17 protein-coding genes and 1 tRNA gene are annotated in these 21,324 nt (G+C 48.2%); 13 read left to right on the top strand and 5 right to left on the bottom strand.

Annotated features, from left to right (window positions below; genetic code table 11):
- The first annotated feature begins 144 nt into the window (after positions 1-144).
- On the top strand, positions 145-1,518 hold the full coding sequence (locus D3795_RS09605) for a Na+/H+ antiporter NhaC family protein (RefSeq protein WP_156268264.1): 1,374 nt from the start codon (positions 145-147) through the stop codon (positions 1,516-1,518).
- A 64-nt stretch (positions 1,519-1,582) separates the two neighbouring features.
- A complete protein-coding gene (alr, locus tag D3795_RS09600) occupies positions 1,583-2,692 on the top strand; it encodes an alanine racemase (protein ID WP_310942421.1) in 1,110 nt (369 codons plus the stop codon).
- Here alr and D3795_RS09595 read toward each other — a convergent pair.
- On the bottom strand, positions 2,689-3,189 hold the full coding sequence (locus tag D3795_RS09595; protein WP_156268262.1) for a TIGR00645 family protein: 501 nt from the start codon (positions 3,187-3,189) through the stop codon (positions 2,689-2,691). The two genes, alr and D3795_RS09595, sit on opposite strands and share 4 nt — an antisense overlap.
- A 98-nt stretch (positions 3,190-3,287) precedes the next feature.
- Entirely contained in the window at positions 3,288-5,363 is a 2,076-nt protein-coding gene (locus D3795_RS09590; RefSeq protein ID WP_310942420.1) for a S9 family peptidase, read from the bottom strand.
- A gap of 173 nt (positions 5,364-5,536) precedes the next feature.
- Here D3795_RS09590 and D3795_RS09585 point away from each other — a divergent pair, with 173 nt between their 5' ends.
- Positions 5,537-6,919, top strand: coding sequence for an amidohydrolase family protein (locus tag D3795_RS09585; protein WP_156268260.1), 1,383 nt, complete (start codon positions 5,537-5,539; stop codon positions 6,917-6,919).
- On the opposite strand, the gene D3795_RS09580 is transcribed toward D3795_RS09585, so the two are convergent.
- Positions 6,899-7,318 carry a YqaA family protein gene (locus D3795_RS09580; RefSeq protein ID WP_156268258.1) on the bottom strand — a complete coding sequence of 140 codons (420 nt, stop codon included), beginning with the start codon at positions 7,316-7,318 and terminating at the stop codon, positions 6,899-6,901. The two genes, D3795_RS09585 and D3795_RS09580, sit on opposite strands and share 21 nt — an antisense overlap.
- Positions 7,319-7,467: 149 nt before the next feature.
- Here D3795_RS09580 and D3795_RS09575 point away from each other — a divergent pair, with 149 nt between their 5' ends.
- The 6 genes from D3795_RS09575 to D3795_RS09550 all read left to right on the top strand — a co-directional run bounded on the left by D3795_RS09575 (position 7,468) and on the right by D3795_RS09550 (position 12,869).
- Positions 7,468-8,862, top strand: a complete 1,395-nt coding sequence (locus D3795_RS09575) for a cytochrome ubiquinol oxidase subunit I (protein WP_156268256.1) — start codon at positions 7,468-7,470, stop codon at positions 8,860-8,862.
- Between the two features lie 3 nt (positions 8,863-8,865).
- On the top strand, positions 8,866-9,867 hold the full coding sequence (gene cydB / locus D3795_RS09570; RefSeq protein ID WP_156268254.1) for a cytochrome d ubiquinol oxidase subunit II: 1,002 nt from the start codon (positions 8,866-8,868) through the stop codon (positions 9,865-9,867).
- Complete coding sequence (locus D3795_RS09565; RefSeq protein WP_156268252.1) at positions 9,860-9,967, top strand: DUF2474 family protein; 108 nt, start codon at positions 9,860-9,862, stop codon at positions 9,965-9,967. Before cydB ends, D3795_RS09565 begins: the two co-directional genes overlap by 8 nt.
- Before the next feature lie 88 nt (positions 9,968-10,055).
- The gene (locus D3795_RS09560) at positions 10,056-11,612 is read left to right on the top strand and encodes a serine hydrolase (protein WP_156268250.1); all 1,557 of its coding nucleotides are present in this window, start codon (positions 10,056-10,058) and stop codon (positions 11,610-11,612) included.
- A gap of 14 nt (positions 11,613-11,626) precedes the next feature.
- On the top strand, positions 11,627-12,706 hold the full coding sequence (locus D3795_RS09555) for a beta propeller repeat protein (RefSeq protein ID WP_156268248.1): 1,080 nt from the start codon (positions 11,627-11,629) through the stop codon (positions 12,704-12,706).
- A gap of 86 nt (positions 12,707-12,792) precedes the next feature.
- Positions 12,793-12,869: transfer RNA gene (locus D3795_RS09550), tRNA-Arg, on the top strand.
- Positions 12,870-13,058: 189 nt separating this feature from the next.
- Here D3795_RS09550 and D3795_RS09545 read toward each other — a convergent pair.
- Both D3795_RS09545 and D3795_RS09540 read right to left on the bottom strand, forming a co-directional pair.
- Positions 13,059-14,021 (bottom strand): HindVP family restriction endonuclease, encoded by a 963-nt coding sequence (locus tag D3795_RS09545; RefSeq protein WP_157980884.1) that lies wholly within the window; start codon positions 14,019-14,021, stop codon positions 13,059-13,061.
- 80 nt (positions 14,022-14,101) lie between these two features.
- Positions 14,102-14,287 (bottom strand): hypothetical protein, encoded by a 186-nt coding sequence (locus tag D3795_RS09540; RefSeq protein ID WP_034733748.1) that lies wholly within the window; start codon positions 14,285-14,287, stop codon positions 14,102-14,104.
- Between the two features lie 211 nt (positions 14,288-14,498).
- Between D3795_RS09540 and D3795_RS09535 the strand changes: the two genes are divergently transcribed.
- The 4 genes from D3795_RS09535 to D3795_RS09520 are packed head-to-tail and all read left to right on the top strand — an operon-like array spanning position 14,499 to position 21,054.
- Complete coding sequence (locus D3795_RS09535; RefSeq protein WP_156268246.1) at positions 14,499-15,749, top strand: TolC family protein; 1,251 nt, start codon at positions 14,499-14,501, stop codon at positions 15,747-15,749.
- A 3-nt stretch (positions 15,750-15,752) separates the two neighbouring features.
- Positions 15,753-16,898: an efflux RND transporter periplasmic adaptor subunit gene (locus tag D3795_RS09530; RefSeq protein ID WP_156268244.1), complete on the top strand. Its 1,146-nt coding sequence runs from the start codon at positions 15,753-15,755 to the stop codon at positions 16,896-16,898.
- An 11-nt stretch (positions 16,899-16,909) separates the two neighbouring features.
- Positions 16,910-20,107, top strand: coding sequence for an efflux RND transporter permease subunit (locus D3795_RS09525; RefSeq protein WP_092857842.1), 3,198 nt, complete (start codon positions 16,910-16,912; stop codon positions 20,105-20,107).
- A 59-nt stretch (positions 20,108-20,166) separates the two neighbouring features.
- A complete protein-coding gene (locus D3795_RS09520; RefSeq protein WP_092857844.1) occupies positions 20,167-21,054 on the top strand; it encodes a cation diffusion facilitator family transporter in 888 nt (295 codons plus the stop codon).
- Positions 21,055-21,324: the final 270 nt, after the last annotated feature.

The raw sequence follows: 21,324 nt of genomic DNA, 5'->3' as shown, positions 1-21,324 counted from the left end.
GCAATAGCGTTAGTCGTTTTTATTGCGCAATGTCATAATTCACGGGTAGAAATTGCATAAATCACGAAGCCTTGGCACTATTAACAAATAGCTTTTATCTAAGCTGTCATTGAAGCCGAACAATAACAACAAAAGGCCATTCCTATGAGTTGGATGTCTGTTTTACCACCACTTGTCGCCATTTTGGTGGTGTTTTGGCGAAAAGAAGTCATTGTCGCACTACTACTCGCCATTATGACGTCTGAATTGCTACTGACTGTGCAAAGTGGCGAGTCAATTTTACTGGCCTTTACCGCGACCATTGAACGCATTGTTGCCGTTTTCGGTTCGGCCAGTAACACCCGCATTTTGGTTTTTAGTTTGATGGTAGGTGCGCTACTCGCCTACATCCGCGAATCCGGTGGTGTTGCGGCAACGGTAGAAACATTACTTGCGCGCGGTTTGGGTAAAACCAAGCGCAGCGCCAGTTTAATGACCGTGTTTACCGGTGTTTTTGTATTTATTGAGTCCAATTTGAGTGTGCTTACGGCAGGTATTTTGTCACGTGGGTTGTTTGAAAAACTTGGCATGAGCCGCGCACGCCTAGCGTACCTAATTGATAGCACCAGCGCCCCAGTGTGTATTTTGATATTACTGAACGGATGGGGTGCCTACGTGCTTGGCATGATTGAACAACAGGGTTTGCCTGGTTCATCGGTCAGCACGCTTTGGGCTACCATTCCTTATAACTTTTACGCGCTCGTTACACTGAGCATCGTGTTTTATACGGCTTTTTCGGGCAAAGTATACGGGCCAATGCGCACCGTTGAGCAGCAACCGCAACCGCATCAAGATATTCCAGAACATGTCCCAAGTGACAGTAAAGCGCGCTACATGTTGGTGCCGCTAGCGGTCATGGTATTTGGCATGGTTGCCTTTATGTTTGGCACCGGTGGCGGCGATATTACCCAAGGCGACGGCTCAAAATCGGTTCTTTATGCAACGGCGCTGGCGTGTGTGGTGGCGTATATCATGTTGTTGGTTAGCCGACGCAATAGTCATCAACAACTGGTTGATATCGGCTTTAAGGGCATGAGCGAGTTATTGCCTCTAGTCAGTATCGTTCTGCTCTCATTGGCTCTTGGTAGCAGCCTGCGTGAGTTAGGTACCGGCATCTTTTTGGCAAACTTAGTCGGTGACTTCCTACCGCTTTACTTAATTGCGCCGATGCTATTCTTAACTGGGGCTCTGATATCGTTTACCACCGGCACGTCGTGGGGAACTTTTGCAATTTTGATTCCTATTGCGGCGCCAATGATTATCGCGCTTGATTTGCCAGCACCGCTGCTATTGGCTGCCGTATTAGGTGGTGGTGTATTTGGTGACCATTGTTCACCAATTTCAGATACCACGGCAGTATCAGCTTTGGCTTCTGGGTGCGACCTACTCGAGCACGTGCGCACGCAACTGCCTTATGCGTTAACCGCGGGTGCTGCCACACTGATTTTATATGTTATTGCTAGCTTGATGATGATTTAAGGAAGCTGTTCTATGTTGTATCACTGCGTGATTGAGCTCATCGCGACAAAACTAGGGGCACAATATGACTAATGGTGTGCACTTTCGCCCTACTCGCGCTGAAATCGATCGCGATGCTTTACATCATAATGCCCGTATTGCGCGCCAGTTAGCTGGCCAAGCACGCTTATTAGGTGTAGTGAAAGCTGATGGCTACGGACATGGTGTTCTTACGGTTGCTGAAGCAATCAGCGAGCACGTGGATGCTTTTGCGGTCGCCTTTATTGACGAGGCCATTGTGATCCGAAACGCAGGATTCCAACACCCTATTGTGCTGCTTGAAGGTTGTTTCAGTGAAGCTGAACTACCGGTTTGTGCGCACTACAATTTCCAACCCGTGGTGCATCAACAGCAGCAACTCGATGCCATTTTAATGGCACGCCTTGTTCGTCCATTGTCAGTGTGGCTCAAGGTTGATACCGGCATGCATCGATTAGGCTGGGCGCCAGCTGACATCCAACGCGTTAACGATGAATTAAAAGCTTCGCCACAAGTGGGTAGCGTGACGTTAATGTCACATTTTGCCAACGCAGAAAAGCAAGCACACCCATTAAACGACAAGCAGTTAGAGCTGTTTGAAGATGTCTGCGCTCAAACTGAATCAAAATTAGATATGAGCCTTGCGACCTCGGCAGCGCTGGTGAGTTCAGCGATTGATATGTCGCAGCACAACGGCCACTGGATACGCACGGGCATTTTGCTGTATGGCGATAACCCAGTAGAGAAAGCACTGCCACTACCAGAACCGTTAAAACCGGTGATGCGCCTGATTGCGCCAGTTATTGCCATTCGTGAAGTCGCCAAAGGTGACACGGTTGGTTATGGCGGTACCTGGAAAGCCGAACGCCCTAGCCGTATCGCCACAATTGCGATTGGTTACGCCGATGGCTATCCACGCCATGCGAAAAACGGCACGCCGGTCGTGATTTGTGGCCATGAAGTACCGCTTGCCGGCACGGTTTCCATGGATATGATTACCGTTGATGTCACCGACTTTGCAGAAATTGTCGTAGGCGATGAAGCGGAATTATGGGGACCGAACTTGAGTGTTGCGCGGGTGGCAAAACACGCTGGTACCATTAGCTACGATTTACTCACCAATGTATCAGCGCGCGTGCCGCGAAACAGTCGTTAAAAATCACCTTGTTTACGGGTTACTTTGTCTAAGTAGCCCATCGCAAACGCCGAACCAACAAACGTTAGGTGAATAATCACGTACCATTTGATTGTTTCGTGGTCGATGTTTTGCGCATTCATAAATATTTTTAGCAAGTGAATAGATGAAATTGCGACGATTGAAGCCGCCACTTTGTTCTTCAAACCACCTGAATCAATTTTGCCTAACCACGAAAGCTTCTCTGTGTCGTTGTTGATGTTCAGCGTGGAGACAAAGTTTTCGTAACCGCTTAACATCACCATCACCAGCAATCCACCGACTAATGCAATATCAATGAGCGTCAGGGTCAGGAGGATAAGATCGACTTCTTTGATTTCAAGAATGTTGGGAAATACATGCACCAATTCTTGGAAGAATTTCACACCAAGAAGTAACACCGCGAGACTCAAACCCAAATAAATTGGCGCCAATAACCAACGCAAACTGTACATTAGGTTCTCAATGAATCGTTCCATGCTCTGCCCCGTCACTTAATGAATCACAAAAAAAAGTTGCGACATCATATCAAAAAATACAATGTCGCAACCATGATGTTCACACGTTACTGTGAAGTTTATTTCTTGTGATAAAGCTTAAACCACGCCAGCGTGTGCTCAATTTTCGCAATCATGTTTGATGGACGCGCGGTTACCCCGTGCGATGCATCCGGAACACGTACCATCGCGGTATCTACTTTGCGTAACTGCAATGCTTGATAGAACTGCTCAATTTCAGACATCGGTACGCGACGATCATTTTCACCACTAAACAGCATCACTGGCGTATTGACTTTACCCACCATAGATAGCGGCGAACGCTTCCAATAGTGCGCGTAGTCTTCCCACGGCATTGCTGGAAACTGATTGGTGATTTGGCCTAAGTAACTATCTGCGGTCAGCGTCTTACTAATCCAGTTAATCACCGGGTTCGTTGCCGCTGCAGCATTGAAACGATCCGTCAAGCCAACCGCATAAGCAGTTGCGATACCACCTGCTGAACCACCGGCAATAAACAGGTTATTTGGATCAACCATGCCCTTATCAATTAACACATCAATGCCTGACATATGGTCTGCGTGATCGCGCTCTGATGAATAAAATCCGTCGAGCTTCAGTGCATGCTCTGCACCGTACGACGTGCTGCCACGGTAGTTGTTGTAGAACACAATATAGCCTTCTGCAGCATAGCGTTGTTGCTCGGCAGCAAACATCGGGCTGTAAGCTAAGTGTGGACCGCCATGAATTTCTAACAACAGCGGATATTTTTTATTCGGATCGTAGTCTGGTGGCGTGATGTACCAACCATGAATTTCAGTATCGTCATAACTTGAGTTGTAGGTGAACTCATTCACTTTACCCAGCTTGCGATGGCCGAGTACATCGTCGTTCAACGCCGTAAAGCTTTGTGGTTTGGCCGCGCCGCGACGTGGAATATCAAACACCGCGACATCTGCTGGGCGATAGCTTGAACCGCGCGTGTAGGCAATTTTGTCACCACCTGCGGCAACAGAGAACATCCCGCTCATGTATGGACGACTGACCGAAACACCACCAACGTCATCCACCCACTCATTTCTGTTGCCATTAAAACGAACTTCAGCGAGCTTGTAACGACCACGATCGGCATATTGAATGGCTAAGCGGTCATTGCTGATCCACTGCGGGCTATCAACTGAGCGATCAAAGTCGCTGAGCAGTTCACGCTGGTCGTTATCGTCAAGATCCATAATCCGCAACTTAGCATTGTGATATGGAATGGCTTCATTGCCACGATGCAAAAATGCCAGTTGCTCACCATTTGGTGAAGTGACTGGCGACCATTCACGTCCTGGCATATCGGTCACTTGGGTCAAAGCGCCATCTTGCACGGCAACTTTCCACAAATCAGATTCGTTGACTTGGTATTCCCAGTCGTCGTTACGATTGGCACTAAAGACAAGTGCTTTACCGCCATCTACCCAAGCTAACGGCCCGTTGTGACTAAAATCACCGCTGGTTAGTTGACGCGCTGAACCGCCATCACTTGGCACCACGAAAATTTGACTATAGGTATCAGGAAGTACACCGGCACCGTCACGTTGATAGTACGTGCGCTCCACAATGACTGGTGGCTTCGCCCACTTCGCACCTTTTGGCGCTTTCGGTTTTTTAACCGCTTTTGCGTATTCGGTTTTCTCGGCTGCAACGTTCATCAAGAATGCCAAGTGCTTGCTATCTGGAGACCATGAAAATTGACGGGGGCTTTCGGTAACTTCAGTAATCGCGCTTGAGGTTTTTGTTGCCATGTAATACACATGAATCTGATTGCGACCATCTCGATTTGAGCTAAACGCTAATTTTGAACCATCTGGAGACCAGCTTGGATTACTGTAGGAATGCTGATCATCAAACAGTGGCGTATGCGAACCAGTTTCGGTATCCACCAACCATAGCGCGCGCTTGGTGTTGTCCTTCATGATGTCAAAGCCGTGGCGCACGTATACCACGTAGCGGCCGTTTGGCGAAATCTGCACATCATTCGCCCACTCCAACGCAAAAATATCTTCCGCTTGAAGGGTTTTTGCGGCTTCTTGCGCGGTTGCTGGCGCAACCATTAGTTGCGTGGTTAATGCTGATAAACCCAGCACCATAGGAATTATAAATTGTCGCATGGTTGATCCTTTATCGTTGTTCTATTGAATTTATTGAGTTCAGACTAAAGCATTTTGGCGCGGATGCGAGTATAAATCCGATTAGCTTATTTGTTCATGCGATAAACAACGCCTGCGCATTGACAGGTTTTGACTACACTACATTCTACTTTCTTAAGAAAAGGTAACCTCGTATGCAACGTTACATTATTCGTGCTTTCACACTGCTGTTGTTAGCCGGCGTTAGTGCCTGCCAACCTCAGGCAGAATTGGCTCCGCAAGCAGTTAAGCCAAGTGGTTATGCCGTTCACGGGGTCAATGTTGTTGAACTGACTCGCACAGATGGTTCGGTGCGCAACAATCAAACGATTCTGGTTGAAGGCGACCGTATTACCGCCGTTGGTGATACCGCAAGCTTGTCGGTGCCAGAAAATTACCAACATATTGACGGTACGGGGAAGTATTTGCTCGCCGGCTTAGCAGAAATGCATGGGCATGTGCCGCCAGCGAGTGGCTTCGGTCAATATCCGGACCGCTACCTTGATGATGTGCTGTTTATGTATGTTGCCAACGGTGTAACGACCGTTCGCGGCATGCTCGGTTACCCGCATCAACTGCAATTAAAACAAGATATTGCCGACGGCAAACGTATTGGCCCAACACTTTATTTAGCGGGCCCTAGCTTCAACGGCAATAGCATTGAATCACCAAAGCAGGCAACACAGCGCGTCATTGATCAACGCGATGAAGGCTGGGATTTACTCAAAGTGCATCCAGGATTAACGCTGGCCGAATACCAAGCCATGGCAAAAACGGCGCGTGATGCGAACATGGAATTCGGTGGTCATGTGCCGACTGATGTGGGTTTAGAAGAAGCCTTAAAAGCTGGTCAACGCACAATTGACCACCTTGACGGTTATCTTGAAGCTATTGATGCAACCAATCGAGCCGCATCAAAATATGAGATCGATTATTTAGTAGCCCTCTCACTGCGCCACAACGTCGCGGTGGTGCCAACTCAAGCACTGTGGGCAACCATTATCGGCGCGGCGGATAAAGAGGCTTTAAAGACGTATCCAGAAATTAAATATGTACCACAGCAAGTTCGTGACGGTTGGTTTAGTTATCTAACCGAGCCAACGCTGGGTTACTTCAATCAAGACAATGCCATGGTGCAGCAGCAAAACCGCCAGCGCCTCATCAAAGCGTTATATGACGGTGGTGTACCCATGATTTTTGGTACCGACGCTCCGCAATTGTTCAGTGTTCCAGGATTCTCAGCCATGCATGAAATTCGCATGTTGCGTGACGCTGGCATTCCGACAGCCGGCATATTACACAGCGCGACGGTTGCGGCGGGTGAATATTTTGCGAGCAAAGATAAATTCGGAGCGATTGCTGAAGGTCAACGCGCAGATTTCATCTTGCTCAATGAGAACCCACTAATCACACCAGATACGCTAGCTAAAAATGCAGGGGTAATGGTTGCGGGGCAATGGCTCGATCGCGCCACCATTGATGCGCGTCTAGCAGACATTGCAAAGGCTTATACCGCATCAGCTGATACTGAGCAATAGTCCAAGAATAACCGCATAACGTGCGGCTTTACCGATGGCAGTGAGAATAAGAAATACGCCGAGGTGAAGCCGCATGATACCCGCAAATAGGGTGATAGGATCACCAACCACAGGCAACCAAGCTAGTAGCAAACTCCATTTCCCATAGCGCCCGAACCACGCCTGCCCTTTCTCTAATTGCGTCGGTGATACCGGAAACCAACGGTGATGTTGCCAATGCAATGCATAACGGCCGAGCGCGTAGTTCACGCATGAACCCAACGTATTGCCAAGCGTTGCCACTAACCATAACGAACCCACCGCATAACCTTGCGTTTGTAGCGTCGCCAGCAAAACTTCCGATGAGCCAGGCAATAGTGTGGCGGATAATAATGCGGCAACAAAAAGGGTCACATACATGTTAAATACTCGTGTTCTCGCCTTGCCATACATTTTGTATGGGCATGATTAGTTATTGTCTTGCTTACAGGAGGCTAATTGTTCGTAACACACTAAAATAGCGCCTATACTCATCTCGACTAAGGTACATACTACCCACGAGGTGAACGATGTTCGAAAGTTGGTTCTCACAGGCAGATGCGGTATTGCTTGCTCGGTTTCAATTCGCATTCACCATTGCCTTTCACATTATCTTCCCTGCCTTCACCATTGGTTTAGCCAGCTATTTGGCAGTACTTGAAGGCTTATTTCTAAAAACTCGCAATCCAGTGTACCAAAAGCTTTATCGTTACTGGCTGAAAATCTTTGCTGTCGCATTTGGTATGGGTGTGGTCTCCGGTATTGTGATGAGCTATCAGTTCGGAACCAACTGGTCGGTGTTTTCCGATAAAGCTGGCCCAGTTATTGGCCCGCTGATGGGCTATGAAGTTCTAACCGCCTTTTTCTTAGAAGCGGGATTCCTGGGCGTCATGTTATTCGGGATGAACAAGGTTGGTGAGCGCTTACACTACTTTGCGACGCTGATGGTTGCAGTGGGTACCGCTATCAGTGCCTTCTGGATTTTATCGGTCAATAGCTGGATGCAAACGCCTGCCGGTTTCACCATGAATGAACAAGGTCAGTACGTTGTAACGAGCTGGCTTGAAGCGATATTTAATCCGTCGTTTCCGTATCGACTCGCGCACATGTTACTAGCTGCTTACTTAACCACTGCGTTTGTGGTGGGCGCTGTCGGCGCTTGGCATTTGTTAAAAGACAAGAGCTCACAAGCGGCGCGTAAAATGTTCTCCATGGCAATGTGGATGGCGCTGATTGTTGCCCCATTACAAGTCTTTGTTGGTGATCTACACGGTTTAAACACTCAAGAACATCAGCCAGCGAAAGTTGCAGCCATGGAAGGTCACTTCAAGTCTGAGGCTCAAGCGCCGCTGTATTTATTTGGCTTGCCAAACGAAGAAACCGCTGAAGTGGATTACGCGATTAAGATCCCCGGTCTCGCCAGCTTGATATTGAAGCACGACATTGATGCCACGGTGACTGGTTTAGACGCTTTTCCACGCGACGAATGGCCCCCAGTTCCAATTGTATTTTGGTCGTTTCGAATCATGGTTGGCATTGGCGTGCTGATGGTGCTTATTGGCTTATGGTCGGGGTATTTACGACTACGCAACCAACTTTATGAATCGCGCACCATTCATCGTGCCGCTCTATTGATGGGACCACTTGGATTCGTCGCAGTGATCGCAGGATGGATTGTGACCGAAGTTGGTCGTCAGCCTTGGGTGATTTATGGTTTGCTACGCACGAGTGATGCGGCTTCACCCATTGATGCCGTTGGTGTTGGTGCCAGCTTAATTGCCTTTATTGTGGTGTATTTTTTAGTGTTCGGCGCAGGCACAGTGTACATCATACGGAAAATGGCAGGTCGCCCTGAACATACCGATATTCCCGAATACGCGCGCGTGCCAATGGCCGCCGAGCGCCTGTATCACGAGGAGGACTAAGCCATGGATTATGCACTCATTTGGGCTGCTCTTATTGCTATTGCTGTGTTCGCCTATGTCGCACTCGATGGCTTCGATTTAGGTATGGGAATTTTGTTTCCATGGATACGAGAAGAAAGATATCGTGACCGCATGGTCAACAGCGTTGCCCCCGTTTGGGATGGCAATGAAACCTGGTTGGTGCTTGGCGGTGGTGGTTTGCTTGCCGTCTTCCCTTTAGCCTATTCGGTATTAATGCCAGCGCTCTACATGCCTGTGATTGCGATGTTATTGGGGCTGATATTCCGCGGCGTAGCATTTGAGTTCCGCTTTAAGAGTAAAGCCAACAAACATTGGTGGGATCGCGCCTTCATGCTCGGCTCTATGGTGGCGGCGTTAAGCCAAGGCATCATGCTCGGCGCTATGTTGCAAGGTATTGCGGTAACCGACCGCGCCTATGCGGGCGGCTGGTTTGATTGGCTTAGCCCGTTCACTCTCTTTGCGGGCATTGCGGTTTGTGTGGGATACGCGCTGTTGGGCGCAACTTGGTTAGTGATGAAAACCGACGGCCCATTACAAGCGCGTGCCTATAACTACGGTCGTAACAGTGCCATCTTATTAATTCTTGCCATTGCTGGCGTGAGTATTTATTTGGTGTCGTCATTTGAAAACGTGGCAGAACGCTGGCTTTCTTGGCCTGGCTCAGCTGGGCTGTGGTTGGTGCCGTTTGCCTTGGCTGTCATTGGCGGCGGATTGCTCAACTCACTCACCAAACAACAAGAAGGCCGCCCTTATTTATGGGCGCTTGGTGTATTCCTGATTGCCTTTATTGGGTTTGCCGTAAGTATTTTCCCTTATTTAATCCCATTTCAAATCACCCTCTGGGAAGCTGCGGCACCAGATAATAGCTTGGCGTTCTTGTTAGTTGGCGCGGTCATTTTGCTGCCGATTATATTTGCTTATACCGGCTACACGTACTGGGTATTCCGCGGCAAAGTGAAAGAAGATAGTGGCTACCATGACTAAACCAACTTGGCAGCGCTGGTTATGGTTTATCGGCATATGGGCCGCCGGGGTGATCACCATCACCCTCGTCGGCTTGATTATTCGAGCGGTATTGTTGTAGGTGGTAAACCGCTTGAGTGTGGTTTGCGAAATGGTGCCGATAGGGTTAGATTGATTGACAGCAAAATAACCCAAATTAGGACACCATCATGACGTTATCTCTCAAACACTTAGCCAGTTTCGTGTTCGGTGTATTGCTCTTTTCAACCGCGCCAGCGTTTGGGCAATCTGCCGATGAAATTCGTGCAACCGCTGAAGAAGCGTTGAGCGCATTTAATATTCCTGGGCTCGCTGTGGTTGCGGTGAAAGATGGTGAAGTGATTTTGGCCGAAGGCTTCGGGGTGCGTGATATTGGTAACGGCGAACCGGTAACTGCGGACACCCTATTCGGCGTGGCCTCACATACCAAAGCATTCACGGCAGCGGCGCTTGCCACATTAGTCGAGCAAAAGAAACTTCATTGGGACGACAAAGTCATTCAGCACATTCCTGAATTTCGTTTGTCAGACCCTGCCATTACAGCCGAACTGACCATTCGTGACTTGTTGAGCCATCGCTCTGGCTTAGGCCTCGGTGCTGGCGATTTAATGATTTGGCCAAATACTGACAAATCCACCGCCGACATTCTGGCTGGGCTTGCCCACGTACCGTTTGCTTCTGGGCTGCGTGAGCGGTTCGCCTACAACAACTTAATGTTTGTTACCGCCGGTGAAGTGATCGCACGCGCAAGTGGCATGTCATATAACGATTATGTGCGAGAAACGCTACTTGAACCGTTGGGCATGACTGACACCGTACTTGGTTATTCGAATATTCCGTCAGACGTTTCTAATGTCGCCGTCGGCACCATTGAAATGAATGACGACTTACACCGCTTCCCGCTGGATTATCTGGAAGATTTTGCAGCAGCAGGCGCTATGGCAAGCAACGCCAATGACTTCGCAAAATGGCTTCTAGCGCAGGTCGCTCAAGGTTCAAATTCTTCAGGTTCATCAGTATTCAGTGCGGATTCGCAACGTGCCATGTGGCAGGTTGTGACGCCACTGTCGGTAAGCGCTAGCGCTGCAGAGAACGGCACCCATTACCGTGGCTACGGCCTTGGTTGGTTCGTGAAAAACGAGCATGGCGTGAAGCACGTTTACCATAGCGGTGGCATTTTAGGCATGCTCTCACTCACAACCATCATTCCCGAGCGCAACTTCGCCATTACCGTGATGAGCAATCAACAAGCCTTCGGTGCATTAACCGCTATCACTCAAGAAGCGCTGGAAGATTTATTAGAGCTAACAGATCGTGATTGGGTGGCGGAAGAAAGTGAGAAATACCGGGAGTTTATGGACGCCAAAGCCGAATTTAAAATGCCAACGCTTGATGTTGTACGCAAAGCGTTGCCGTTGACGCGTTACGTAGGCAGCTACCACGATGCATGGTACGGCGCGGTGGATATTGGCATGGCGGACAAGAAGTTACGCATTAACTTTACCCACACGCCAATGCTGAAAGGAACACTAGAGCACTACAACGGCGATACTTTTGTAGTGCGCTGGGACGAGCCATTGTTAGAAGCCGATGCCTATATTGATTTTAATGTGAACCGCTCGAATGAGGTCACCGGTGCCCAAATGGAAGCCGTTGCGCCGTTTACCGATTTTAGCTTCGATTTTCATAATTTAGAATTAGAACGTCTAGCCTATAATCCTAATTGAAAAGGACAAGGACGATGACAACACAATTACGATTAAGTCTACTTTTGGCCGTCAGTTTTGTGCTCGCCGGTTGCGGCGGTGACTCGACTGATGAAAAACCCGATACTCCGCCGATTACAGGAAAACTGGAGACTATCTTTGCCAATCAAGTTACCGTTGAGTTTTTGGCGCAAGACGGTGAATCGCAGCTCGCTGGCACAACCTCGGGGCTATATTGGCGAGCTCATCCTGATGCCCAGTGGCAATTGCGTTCCCCAACCAACACGGCTGTTAAAGGGGTCGCCATTATTGCTCCGAGCTATTACGTGGCTGCATTTGAGCGCGACGATATTGCCGATGATTCAGCACCATCTCCGCTCTATCACAGCCAAGATGCAGGCGAAACCTGGACGCAAATTGATCACAACTTTGGTGGCGAATTTCACGACGCCATACGCAACTTAGCGTACGACACCGGTACCGACCAACTATACGCAGTAGGCAGTACATCGCTCGCCGTGACTGACGTGACCGCTACCAACTGGACACTGCTGCACGGCGAGTGGGACGGATTCGCCACAGGACTGCGCCTACTTTATGTCGATAGCCCAAGACAACAAGTTTGGTTTGGTGGCCAAGGTGCGGTCGAGAATGGCTATTTGGTACGCTACGACCGGAGCAGCGGTACCGTACAAGAATGGCATGAACTATTACCTGCGCCAGCCACTTTCATTGGTGGCCTAGTCCATCCGCTAACGCCATCCACTGTGCTATTCAGTGGTGAAGGCGGCATTGTGTTGAGTACCGACAGCGGCAAACAATGGCAAACCCCAATGGGCGACGTTGATCATACATTTTACTGGGACGTTGTATTAGCCGACGACGGCACGCTGTATACCGCGCAATACGACAAACTTTCAGCTGAACAACCGTTGATAGTTGAGTGCAGTACCGATAACGGCGAAACGTGGGTTGAAAATGACTTGTCAGATGAAACCAGTCGCGGCGGAGTAAAAAGCTTGATGCTTGTGCCAAGGGCCTCCGAAACAATGCTCTACCTCGGTTTATGGGATAACGGCATCAAAGCTATCGCGCTTACTGACCTTAGCTGCTAACCGCATAAATGGGGGATGCGCGCTAGACAGCATCTGCTGAGATCACTATAATGCCGGCTCTTTCCGATTCCTTAGTGAATCAATGCGCACCCGTAGCTCAGCTGGATAGAGCGCTGCCCTCCGGAGGCAGAGGTCACAGGTTCGACTCCTGTCGGGTGCGCCATAATTCTATAGCCTGACATTGATAGCAAGTACTAACTTTGAGGCTTTTGTGCCGATTCTGTGCCAAAATTGTGACTTGTTAAGGTTTTGCCTCCAAGTTTCATGACCTTCGCACAACATTCTTGCTCTTAATCGATTTAGGAAGCAAATTCTGTCGTTTTCTCTTAAGCATAAACAACAATATTCAATTTTAAGCATCGTCTTTAAATAATTCCTGTGCTGTATAATACAAGCTTTGATCAAAACGACGTTCTGGACTTAACTCTTTGTGCCCGCCATTCATAATCACATTTGTGATGCTAGATAATTTCATAATTGGATTATAACGTCGAGGATGATTCATAAATCTACGAGTCATTTTACCATTCAGAGCAAATTCTTTGTCAGTCTGCAGGTTGAAAGCCATTTGAGTATAAATATTATGAATATTTACCTTATCTGTTTGTGTTAGTTCGTAAAGAATCCTTGCAAGCCTTAGCGTTGATCTATAAAGCCTTGTAACTTTCCCCACATCTCGCTCTCTTGATGCGCAATCAATAAAGGTACGGCAAATAGCAAAGTCGCTCCAAACAAAAATATCATATGCATTACCCTTATCAATAATCGGTGACTTACCCAATGTCTTCCATATTGGATGTAATAAAAAAGGTTTTTGGTAGTCTTTAAACTCTGTAAATATTTTATTTAAACACCCAATGATTTCCTCCCTTTTACTCAACATTTCAACAGTATTATCCCAATGTTGAATTGTCGAACAGGTAGGCTCTAAGATTTCCTTTAGTCTCGCTCTAAATGGTTTTATCGAATCAAAAATACCTAGCGCGGCGTAAGAAGTACTTGCAGGTCTAATCACCAACTCGGTACCCCAGTCAGACTCTCTGTCGTTTGCAGTGGTATTGTCCGGAATAACTGTAAGCTTAACTTCCAAGGCTCGAATAAATGAGTCACCGAGTTTTAGGACGAGATCAATTCCTTTAATGTCTGTCCTTGAATATTCTTGGTAAGGCTCGAATTTTGACTCGAATAAAAAACTCAATTCATTATTTGCCACATCGGTACCAAATATAAAATCAAAACCTTCTTCTCGCGCTTCTACCTGAAGCTCTTGATTCGTGCATAGGTATACAGCAGAAGTATTTGTGTGAATCGCCACTAGTTGAGAACTATTTTTAATTAGTGTACCGTTAAGCTGCTTATTTAGAACTGTAGGTAATGATGCTTAGACTCGGATTTTTAATACTGGTGCTTGTTGCTGTTCTGACTCAAATCAGTCAGGCGGTTGCTGATGTGCATCAATCTCACCAGTCCTCTTCTGAGCAACACCTCAATTTTGAGCATGACGAATCCCACATCGATAAGCGCAATCTCCCTAAAAGTGGAGAAATCAGCTTTGACTGCCATCACTGCTGTCACTGCCATGGCTCATTTCATTTATATGCCATGAAGACTGAAAAAACTCTCGCGTTACCACGAATGGGCACAATACGTCCTGGGTATACTGAGTTTTACACTAACCCTCTATCATCTCCGCTGTTCCGGCCTCCCATCTCCTCATAACTGCCTAATAAGCTGCTATAGCAGCGCAAAAAAATCATTATTTTACGCAGTAATATGACTGAGGAGTCTATCTATGGGTCCGTTTTCGACACATAGCAAACGCTTGTTTATTGCCGTAAGTCTGGCAATAAGTTCAAGCTACGCCAATGCACAACAGTTGCCCGAGCAATGGCAAAAAACTGTGCAGCAACACCCCAGTGTTGAAGCCGCTCAACAGCAGGCTGAAGCGCTGATCCAACAGGGCAAACAATTAAATCAGCCTTTGTACAACCCTAGCTTATCGTCACGCTTAGAGCGCGAGGGTGACATCAATAATTACACTGTTGGCCTAAGCCAAACGCTGGACTGGAGCACTCGCAATGAAGCACGAGCCAGTCAGAGTGACGCCATGACGGCTATGGCAGTGAGTATTTATCGCCAGTCGGCGACATCGCATGCTAAAACTCTGTTGAATGCCTATGTGCAATGGCTGGATGCAAAACAGCGTTCCGCACTGGCCGAGCAACAAGAGAAAATCGTTAAACAGGCGATAAGCTTGGTTGCCGAACGACGTAAAGCCGGTGACTTAGGTGCCGTCGACGAACAACTGACGGTACTCGCACTAAGTCGGCAACTGCAACAAACGGCAGCGGCTTATCAACAGCTGCAATCCGCTGAAGCAGAGTTAAACGCTCTGCTAACCACGATTGATGTCGGTCAACTCTCCATTAATGAGGAGCTATTTAACGTTGAACCTGCGTTAACGGCTCGTTGGCAACAACATCCAGCGTTAAAAGCCGCTTACCTGCAATGGCAATTAAAGCGCGCCGATGTCGACTGGAAACGCTCGTTAACCACCGCCAACCCAACCGTAGGCGTCGAAGCGGGCGAGAGCGATAACGAAACAGTAATTGGCTTATCATTCAGCATTCCACTACAGGTTCGCAATAACTACAGCGATGCGGTGCGCGCAGCCAATAGCGAAGCTGTTGCTGAAGAAAAACGTTTGATTGCACTAAGGCAACAATGGCAAGCAGCACTGAAATCGTCTCTTAACAATTATCGTTTTGTGAAAAAACAGTGGCAAAGCTGGCAAAGAGACTTTCAATCTCGGCAGGATGAGTCGATGCAGGTGATTGAGCAGTCCTGGCTCGCCGGTGACCTATCCACCACAGACTACCTCACCGCTGTGCAACAGCAGCTCGATAGCCAATTTGCAGGGATAGCGCTGCAAACACAATATCGGTTGGCCGCCATTGAATGGTTGTACCGTTCGGGCGAACTCAGTAAAGCACTGACGTTATCGCCGTTAAGCCAGCCAACAAACGCAGAGATTGGAGAGTAAACGATGTCAGTAAAACCTTTATACGCAGCAATAGCACTTGCGCTGAGCTTTTCGGTTATGGCGCAGGATGAACACGGACACGACGAAAAAGAAGATACCCACAAAGAAAAAGGCAAACACGAGCAAGGTGAACATAAGGAAAGTGCAGGCGTGGAGCTATCCAGCAAGCAGCTGTCCATGGCGGATATCACCACGCGAACCTTGCAAACTCAAGTTATTGAATACCCGGTTTATGCTCCGGGCGAGGTGGTTGCTAACGACTTTAATAGCTATATCGTGAGTCCGCGCATCGATTCGACCGTTCTCAAACGTTTTGTCAGTATTGGCGACCACGTCGAAAAAGGTGAACCACTAGCCACCCTCTTCAGCGCCACCATGGCGGAGGCGCAAAGTCAGTATTTGGTCACACTTAACGAATGGCAACGCGTGCAGTCACTCGGTGAGTCAACGGTTGGTGAAAAACGCTTTGTTGAAGCGAAAAACGCCTTTACCTCAGCGCAAGCGCAACTCAAAGCATTTGGTATGTCAGCCAGCGACATTAAGCGTTTAAGTAAAGCTAACTACCCTATCGGCGAATACCAACTGACCTCAGAAATTGGCGGGATTGTGGTTAGCGATAACTTCAAGCAAGGCCAGCAAGTTAATGCCGGTAATCACTTGGTTGAAGTGCTGCAAGAAGAAACCTTGTGGGTTAATGCTCGTCTACCAGGCTCAGCTGACCTTAGTGTGCAGTTTGGTGATCCTGTTACAGTGAGTGTCGACAATCAGCGCTTTGCGGCAAAAGTCATTCAGGAAGGCCACACAATAGACCATAAAACCCGCACCCGAACGGTACGACTTGCGGTAAATAACGAAAAGGACCAATTACACCCTGGTTTATTTGCGGATGTTTATTTCTCAGTTAAGTCGGATGGACCGGTGCTTGCAGTTAAGGACTCAGCCTTAATGCGGGCATCTGATGGTGACTGGCAGATATTCATTGAGCACGAACCCGGAAAGTTTGAACCGAAGAAAGTCGAATTGGTTGATGAAAAGGGTCCGTGGAAAGTTATTCGAGGCGTTAACGAAGGCACAAAATACGTAGACAACGGCGCGTTTTTCGTTCGCTCACAAATCGCTAAAGGCGGTTTTGACCCACATAACCACTAACAGGAGGTTGTATGTTTCAGCGCATTATTCAGTTTGCTGTCGCCAATCGCCTGTTATTGGTATTGGCTTTATTCAGCATCAGCATTGCGTCATTTTTTATTATTCCCAAACTTAATCTGGATGCCTTTCCCGATGTTACCAACGTTCAGGTAACGGTAAATACGGAAGCACCAGGATTAGCAGCGACCGAAGTCGAGCAGCTTATTACCTATCCGATAGAGTCGGTGATGTATGCCCTGCCCGACGTCAAAGAAGTTCGGTCAATCTCAAAAACAGGTTTATCGGGCATTACCGTGGTATTTGACGAGAGTGTCGATATCTACTTTGCCCGGCAACTGGTATTCGAGCGGCTGCAAGCGGCAAAGGAGTTGATTCCAGAGGGAGTCGGCACGCCCGAAATGGGCCCTAACTCTTCCGGTCTCGGCCAGGTTTATCAGTATCTGCTACTTGCCGAGCCGGGCTCTGGTGTCAGTAGCATGGAGCTACGCAGTCTTAACGACTATGTGGTTAAACTGCTACTGATGCCCGTTGAGGGAATTACCGAAGTCTTGTCCTTTGGCGGTGAAGTTAAGCAATATCAGGTTAACCTCAATCCCGCCAAGCTGCTGTCTTACGACCTTACCCAGCAAGACGTCATGGGCGCGGTCAACAAGAATAACGGTAACGTTGGTGGTTGGTATATGCCCCGCGGTCAGGAGCAGTTGGTTATTCGCGGCACCGGCTGGTTGGATAGCGGTAAAAAAGGCCTGCAACAAATACGACAAATACCGCTCAAAACCGTTGACGGCGTTTCCGTAACACTGGGACAGGTTGCCGACGTCGAAATCGGCAGTGAAATTCGCCAGGGGGCGGTCTCAATGTCGCGTAAAGTCGACGGCGAGGTCAACCAGTTGGGCGAAGTGGTGTCGGGTATTGTGCTCAAACGCATGGGCTCGAATACCAAAGCCACCATCGACGGTATTAAAAAGCGCATTCCGCTTATTCAGCAAGCATTACCCGAGGGTGTTACCTTTGAGCCGTATTATGATCAGGCCGATTTAATACAAAAAGCCGTATCTACGGTCGCGTATTCACTGCTCATTGCCTTTGTGTTTATTATCGCAGTATTAGCACTGTTTTTGCTCAACATACGCGCTACTTTTTTAGTGTTACTGTCCATTCCCGTTTCTATCGCCATTGCCCTGATGGTAATGTCCGCGATGGGCATGTCGGCTAACCTGATGTCGCTGGGCGGGATTGCTGTTGCCATTGGTATGCTGGTCGACGGCTCCGTGGTGATGGTTGAAAATATCTTTAAGCACTTAAGTCGTCCGGATAGTGAACACCAAGACGACGCCGAGCAACGCACAGAGCACCGCGACCCGGATCCTCAGGCAGCCAAACTCGATAGTCATGGTATCAAGCTGCGAGTTAAGGAAGCGGCTAACGAAGTGGCACGACCGGTATTCTTTGCCGCCATGATTATCTTGGTGGTCTTTATGCCACTGTTTAGTTTTCAGGGTGTTGAAGCTAAATTATTTGAGCCCATGGCTATCAGTATTATGCTGGCCATTATCTCCGCGGTTTTTGTGGCCATCATGGTTGTACCGGCATTAGCCAGTTACTTTTTCAGTCGGGGTATTAAGCCTCGTGAAAATAAGCTGCTTAAACCACTAGATAATGGTTATAAAAGACTATTATCGGTGGCGTTACGCAGTAAAAAGGCTGTTATTGCCCTGGCCGGTGTGCTGTTTGTCGGCGCTTTGGTGTTAGTGCCTCGTCTCGGCACAGAGTTTGCGCCCGAACTGGAAGAAGGCACGATTAATATTCGCGTGACATTAGCCCCCTCCTCTAACCTTGAAACGGCCTTAGAGGTGGCTCCGAAGCTTGAAAAAATCCTGATGTCGTTCCCGGAAACCACCTACGCACTCAGTCGCATTGGACGAGCCGAAGTGGGCGGCGATCCAGAGCCTATCAGCAACATCGAGATATATGTGGGTCTTAAGCCGCAGTCTGAATGGACAACAGCATCGGATCGCTACGCCTTACAAGAAAAAATGGAGGCAAAACTAGATGATCACCCAGGCTTGTTGTTTAATTTTTCACAACCTATTGCAACACGGGTTGATGAACTGCTCTCAGGTGTAAAATCGCAGCTAGCCATCAAACTATTTGGACCCGAGCTTGACGTGTTGGCCCGTAAAGGCCAGGAAATAGAAAGTGCCGTCAAGCAGGTTGACGGGGCCGTTGCAGTAGCGATGGAGCAAATAAAAGGTGAAGCACAACTGGTGGTTTCGCCGAAACGCCAACAACTCTCACGCTACGGCTTAAATGTCTCCGATGTACTTAGCGTTGTCGACAATGGCTTGGGTGGCGCTTCGGCAGGCCAGATCATTCGCGGTAATGAGCGCTATGATATTTACGTGCGGTTGGCCAAGCAATTCCGCGATACGCCGGAGTCTATTCGCTCGTTACGCTTGTTAACTCCCTCGGGGGCCTGGGTAACCTTAGGCGAAGTCGCCAACGTTGCAATTGAATCAGGACCACCGCAAATCCGTCGTGATGATGTACAGCGTCGCGTTGTAATTCAATCGAACGTTCAGGGTCGTGACATGGGCAGCGTGGTTGCCGATATTAGGAAGGCGATTGACGAGAAGGTGGATTTACCAACCGGTTACTCAGTCGACATTGGTGGCCAGTTCGAAAGTCAACAACGAGCACAGGAGCGCTTGTCCATTGTCGTTCCCATATCGCTGGCACTCATCGCCCTGCTGCTTTATTTTGCTTTCGGCACCATGGGTCAAGCCATGTTGATTTTGGTGAATGTACCGTTGGCAGTCATCGGTGGTATTGTGGCACTCTATGTGTCAGGACAGTACTTATCGGTGCCCAGCGCCGTGGGTTTCATCACACTGTTTGGTGTGGCGGTACTAAACGGTGTGGTTCTGGTCGAAAGTATAAACCAGAGAATAACCGATGGGCATGCAGTTAATGATGCCGTGTTTGATGGCGCATGGTCTCGACTACGCCCGGTATTAATGACGGCAATAACCTCAGCGTTAGGACTCATTCCCATGCTGTTTGCAACCGGCGCAGGCGCTGAAATTCAGCGTCCATTGGCCACCGTCATTGTTGGCGGTTTGGTGTCTGCGACATTGCTAACACTGGTTATCTTACCCGTGCTCTATCCTTGGTTTTCGAAACAAAAAATTAAGGATCTGAGCCGTTAGGGTTCAGCACTTAAGGGGGCGGTTATTGCCGCCCCTTCTACTACAAAGAGGAACGTATTATGGGGCATCACCATAACCATGATCACTCAAAGGACATGCCGTCCAACCGATTAGGGTGGGCATTTGTTCTTAACTTTGTTTTCACCATTATCGAGTTTATTGGTGGCTTTCTTACCAACAGTACCGCCATTTTAGCTGATGCCGTTCATGATCTTGGCGATAGCTTGTCGCTTGGCCTGGCGTGGGTACTTAATAAGCTGGGCAAAAAACAGGCTAACCAACACTTTACCTACGGTTATAAGCGACTCAATCTTGCCGGTGCATTTATTAATGCCGTTGTTTTAATCGCAGGCTCTGCCTGGGTACTTGTGGAAGCGATTCCCAGACTCTGGAACCCTCAAATGCCCATCGCTGATGGCATGATCGCTTTAGCCGTCGTTGGCATTACAGTTAATGGATTTGCCGCTTACAAATTGTCAGAGGGCAAAACGTTAAACGAACGCGTTATTAACTGGCACTTGCTGGAGGATGTTCTCGGCTGGGTTGCTGTACTTATCGTTGGTATTGTTTTGTTGTTCGTAGACTGGCCAATTCTCGACCCTATATTGTCGATTGGCTTTACTCTATTTATTTTAGTGAATGTGCTGCGCAACCTGTGGGCAACGCTGAAACTCTTCATACAAGCAACTCCGGACAAAAAAACCTACAGACAAGTCGCTGACGCTTTACTGGAGCTACCTCATGTTGCTGACCTACACCATTTGCATTTTTGGTCACTAGACGGCGAGGAGCATGTATTAACCGTTCATTTGGTGTTAACTGAAAATCTTGATATCGAGGCCCGTAGCGACTTAAAACAGCACATCGATAACGTCCTTGCGCCCTATGCTCTAAGCCATACAACGGTAGAACTCGAAGATCCTGATGAAGCGTGCCGGGACAACTGATAATGAGTGCATTATTTTTGTTCAAGACGAGCCAGTAATACACCAGATGTGCGCATGAAATTGATGCTCGATATCATATTCTCCAAACACAACATCGACACTTTGGTGACCCGAGTCTTAAATATGGAAAGAAGCAGATGCAGAGGTAAAAAAGCTGTGTGTTAATAAGACCAATATGAGCAACCAATATATTTTCGTAACGGCCACTTTATCTAATAATCCACCATAAAACCAGCGCTGAAACTCGTGTTAACGTGTGATAAACTGTAG

Origin of the sequence: Pseudidiomarina andamanensis (assembly GCF_009734345.1) — a bacterium.
GTDB classification, from domain to species: domain Bacteria; phylum Pseudomonadota; class Gammaproteobacteria; order Enterobacterales; family Alteromonadaceae; genus Pseudidiomarina; species Pseudidiomarina andamanensis.
The sequence above is the reverse complement of the archived record's forward strand: the minus strand, read 5'-3'. Positions and strand labels throughout refer to the sequence as shown.

Coding starts and splice junctions, on each gene's coding strand:
- D3795_RS09605 (WP_156268264.1), top strand. CDS start 145: ATGAGTTGGATGTCTGTTTTACCACCACTTGTCGCCATTTTGGTGGTG.
- alr (WP_310942421.1), top strand. CDS start 1,583: ATGACTAATGGTGTGCACTTTCGCCCTACTCGCGCTGAAATCGATCGC.
- D3795_RS09595 (WP_156268262.1), bottom strand. CDS start 3,189: ATGGAACGATTCATTGAGAACCTAATGTACAGTTTGCGTTGGTTATTG.
- D3795_RS09590 (WP_310942420.1), bottom strand. CDS start 5,363: ATGCGACAATTTATAATTCCTATGGTGCTGGGTTTATCAGCATTAACC.
- D3795_RS09585 (WP_156268260.1), top strand. CDS start 5,537: ATGCAACGTTACATTATTCGTGCTTTCACACTGCTGTTGTTAGCCGGC.
- D3795_RS09580 (WP_156268258.1), bottom strand. CDS start 7,318: ATGTATGTGACCCTTTTTGTTGCCGCATTATTATCCGCCACACTATTG.
- D3795_RS09575 (WP_156268256.1), top strand. CDS start 7,468: ATGTTCGAAAGTTGGTTCTCACAGGCAGATGCGGTATTGCTTGCTCGG.
- cydB (WP_156268254.1), top strand. CDS start 8,866: ATGGATTATGCACTCATTTGGGCTGCTCTTATTGCTATTGCTGTGTTC.
- D3795_RS09565 (WP_156268252.1), top strand. CDS start 9,860: ATGACTAAACCAACTTGGCAGCGCTGGTTATGGTTTATCGGCATATGG.
- D3795_RS09560 (WP_156268250.1), top strand. CDS start 10,056: ATGACGTTATCTCTCAAACACTTAGCCAGTTTCGTGTTCGGTGTATTG.
- D3795_RS09555 (WP_156268248.1), top strand. CDS start 11,627: ATGACAACACAATTACGATTAAGTCTACTTTTGGCCGTCAGTTTTGTG.
- D3795_RS09540 (WP_034733748.1), bottom strand. CDS start 14,287: ATGGCAGTGACAGCAGTGATGGCAGTCAAAGCTGATTTCTCCACTTTT.
- D3795_RS09535 (WP_156268246.1), top strand. CDS start 14,499: ATGGGTCCGTTTTCGACACATAGCAAACGCTTGTTTATTGCCGTAAGT.
- D3795_RS09530 (WP_156268244.1), top strand. CDS start 15,753: ATGTCAGTAAAACCTTTATACGCAGCAATAGCACTTGCGCTGAGCTTT.
- D3795_RS09525 (WP_092857842.1), top strand. CDS start 16,910: ATGTTTCAGCGCATTATTCAGTTTGCTGTCGCCAATCGCCTGTTATTG.
- D3795_RS09520 (WP_092857844.1), top strand. CDS start 20,167: ATGGGGCATCACCATAACCATGATCACTCAAAGGACATGCCGTCCAAC.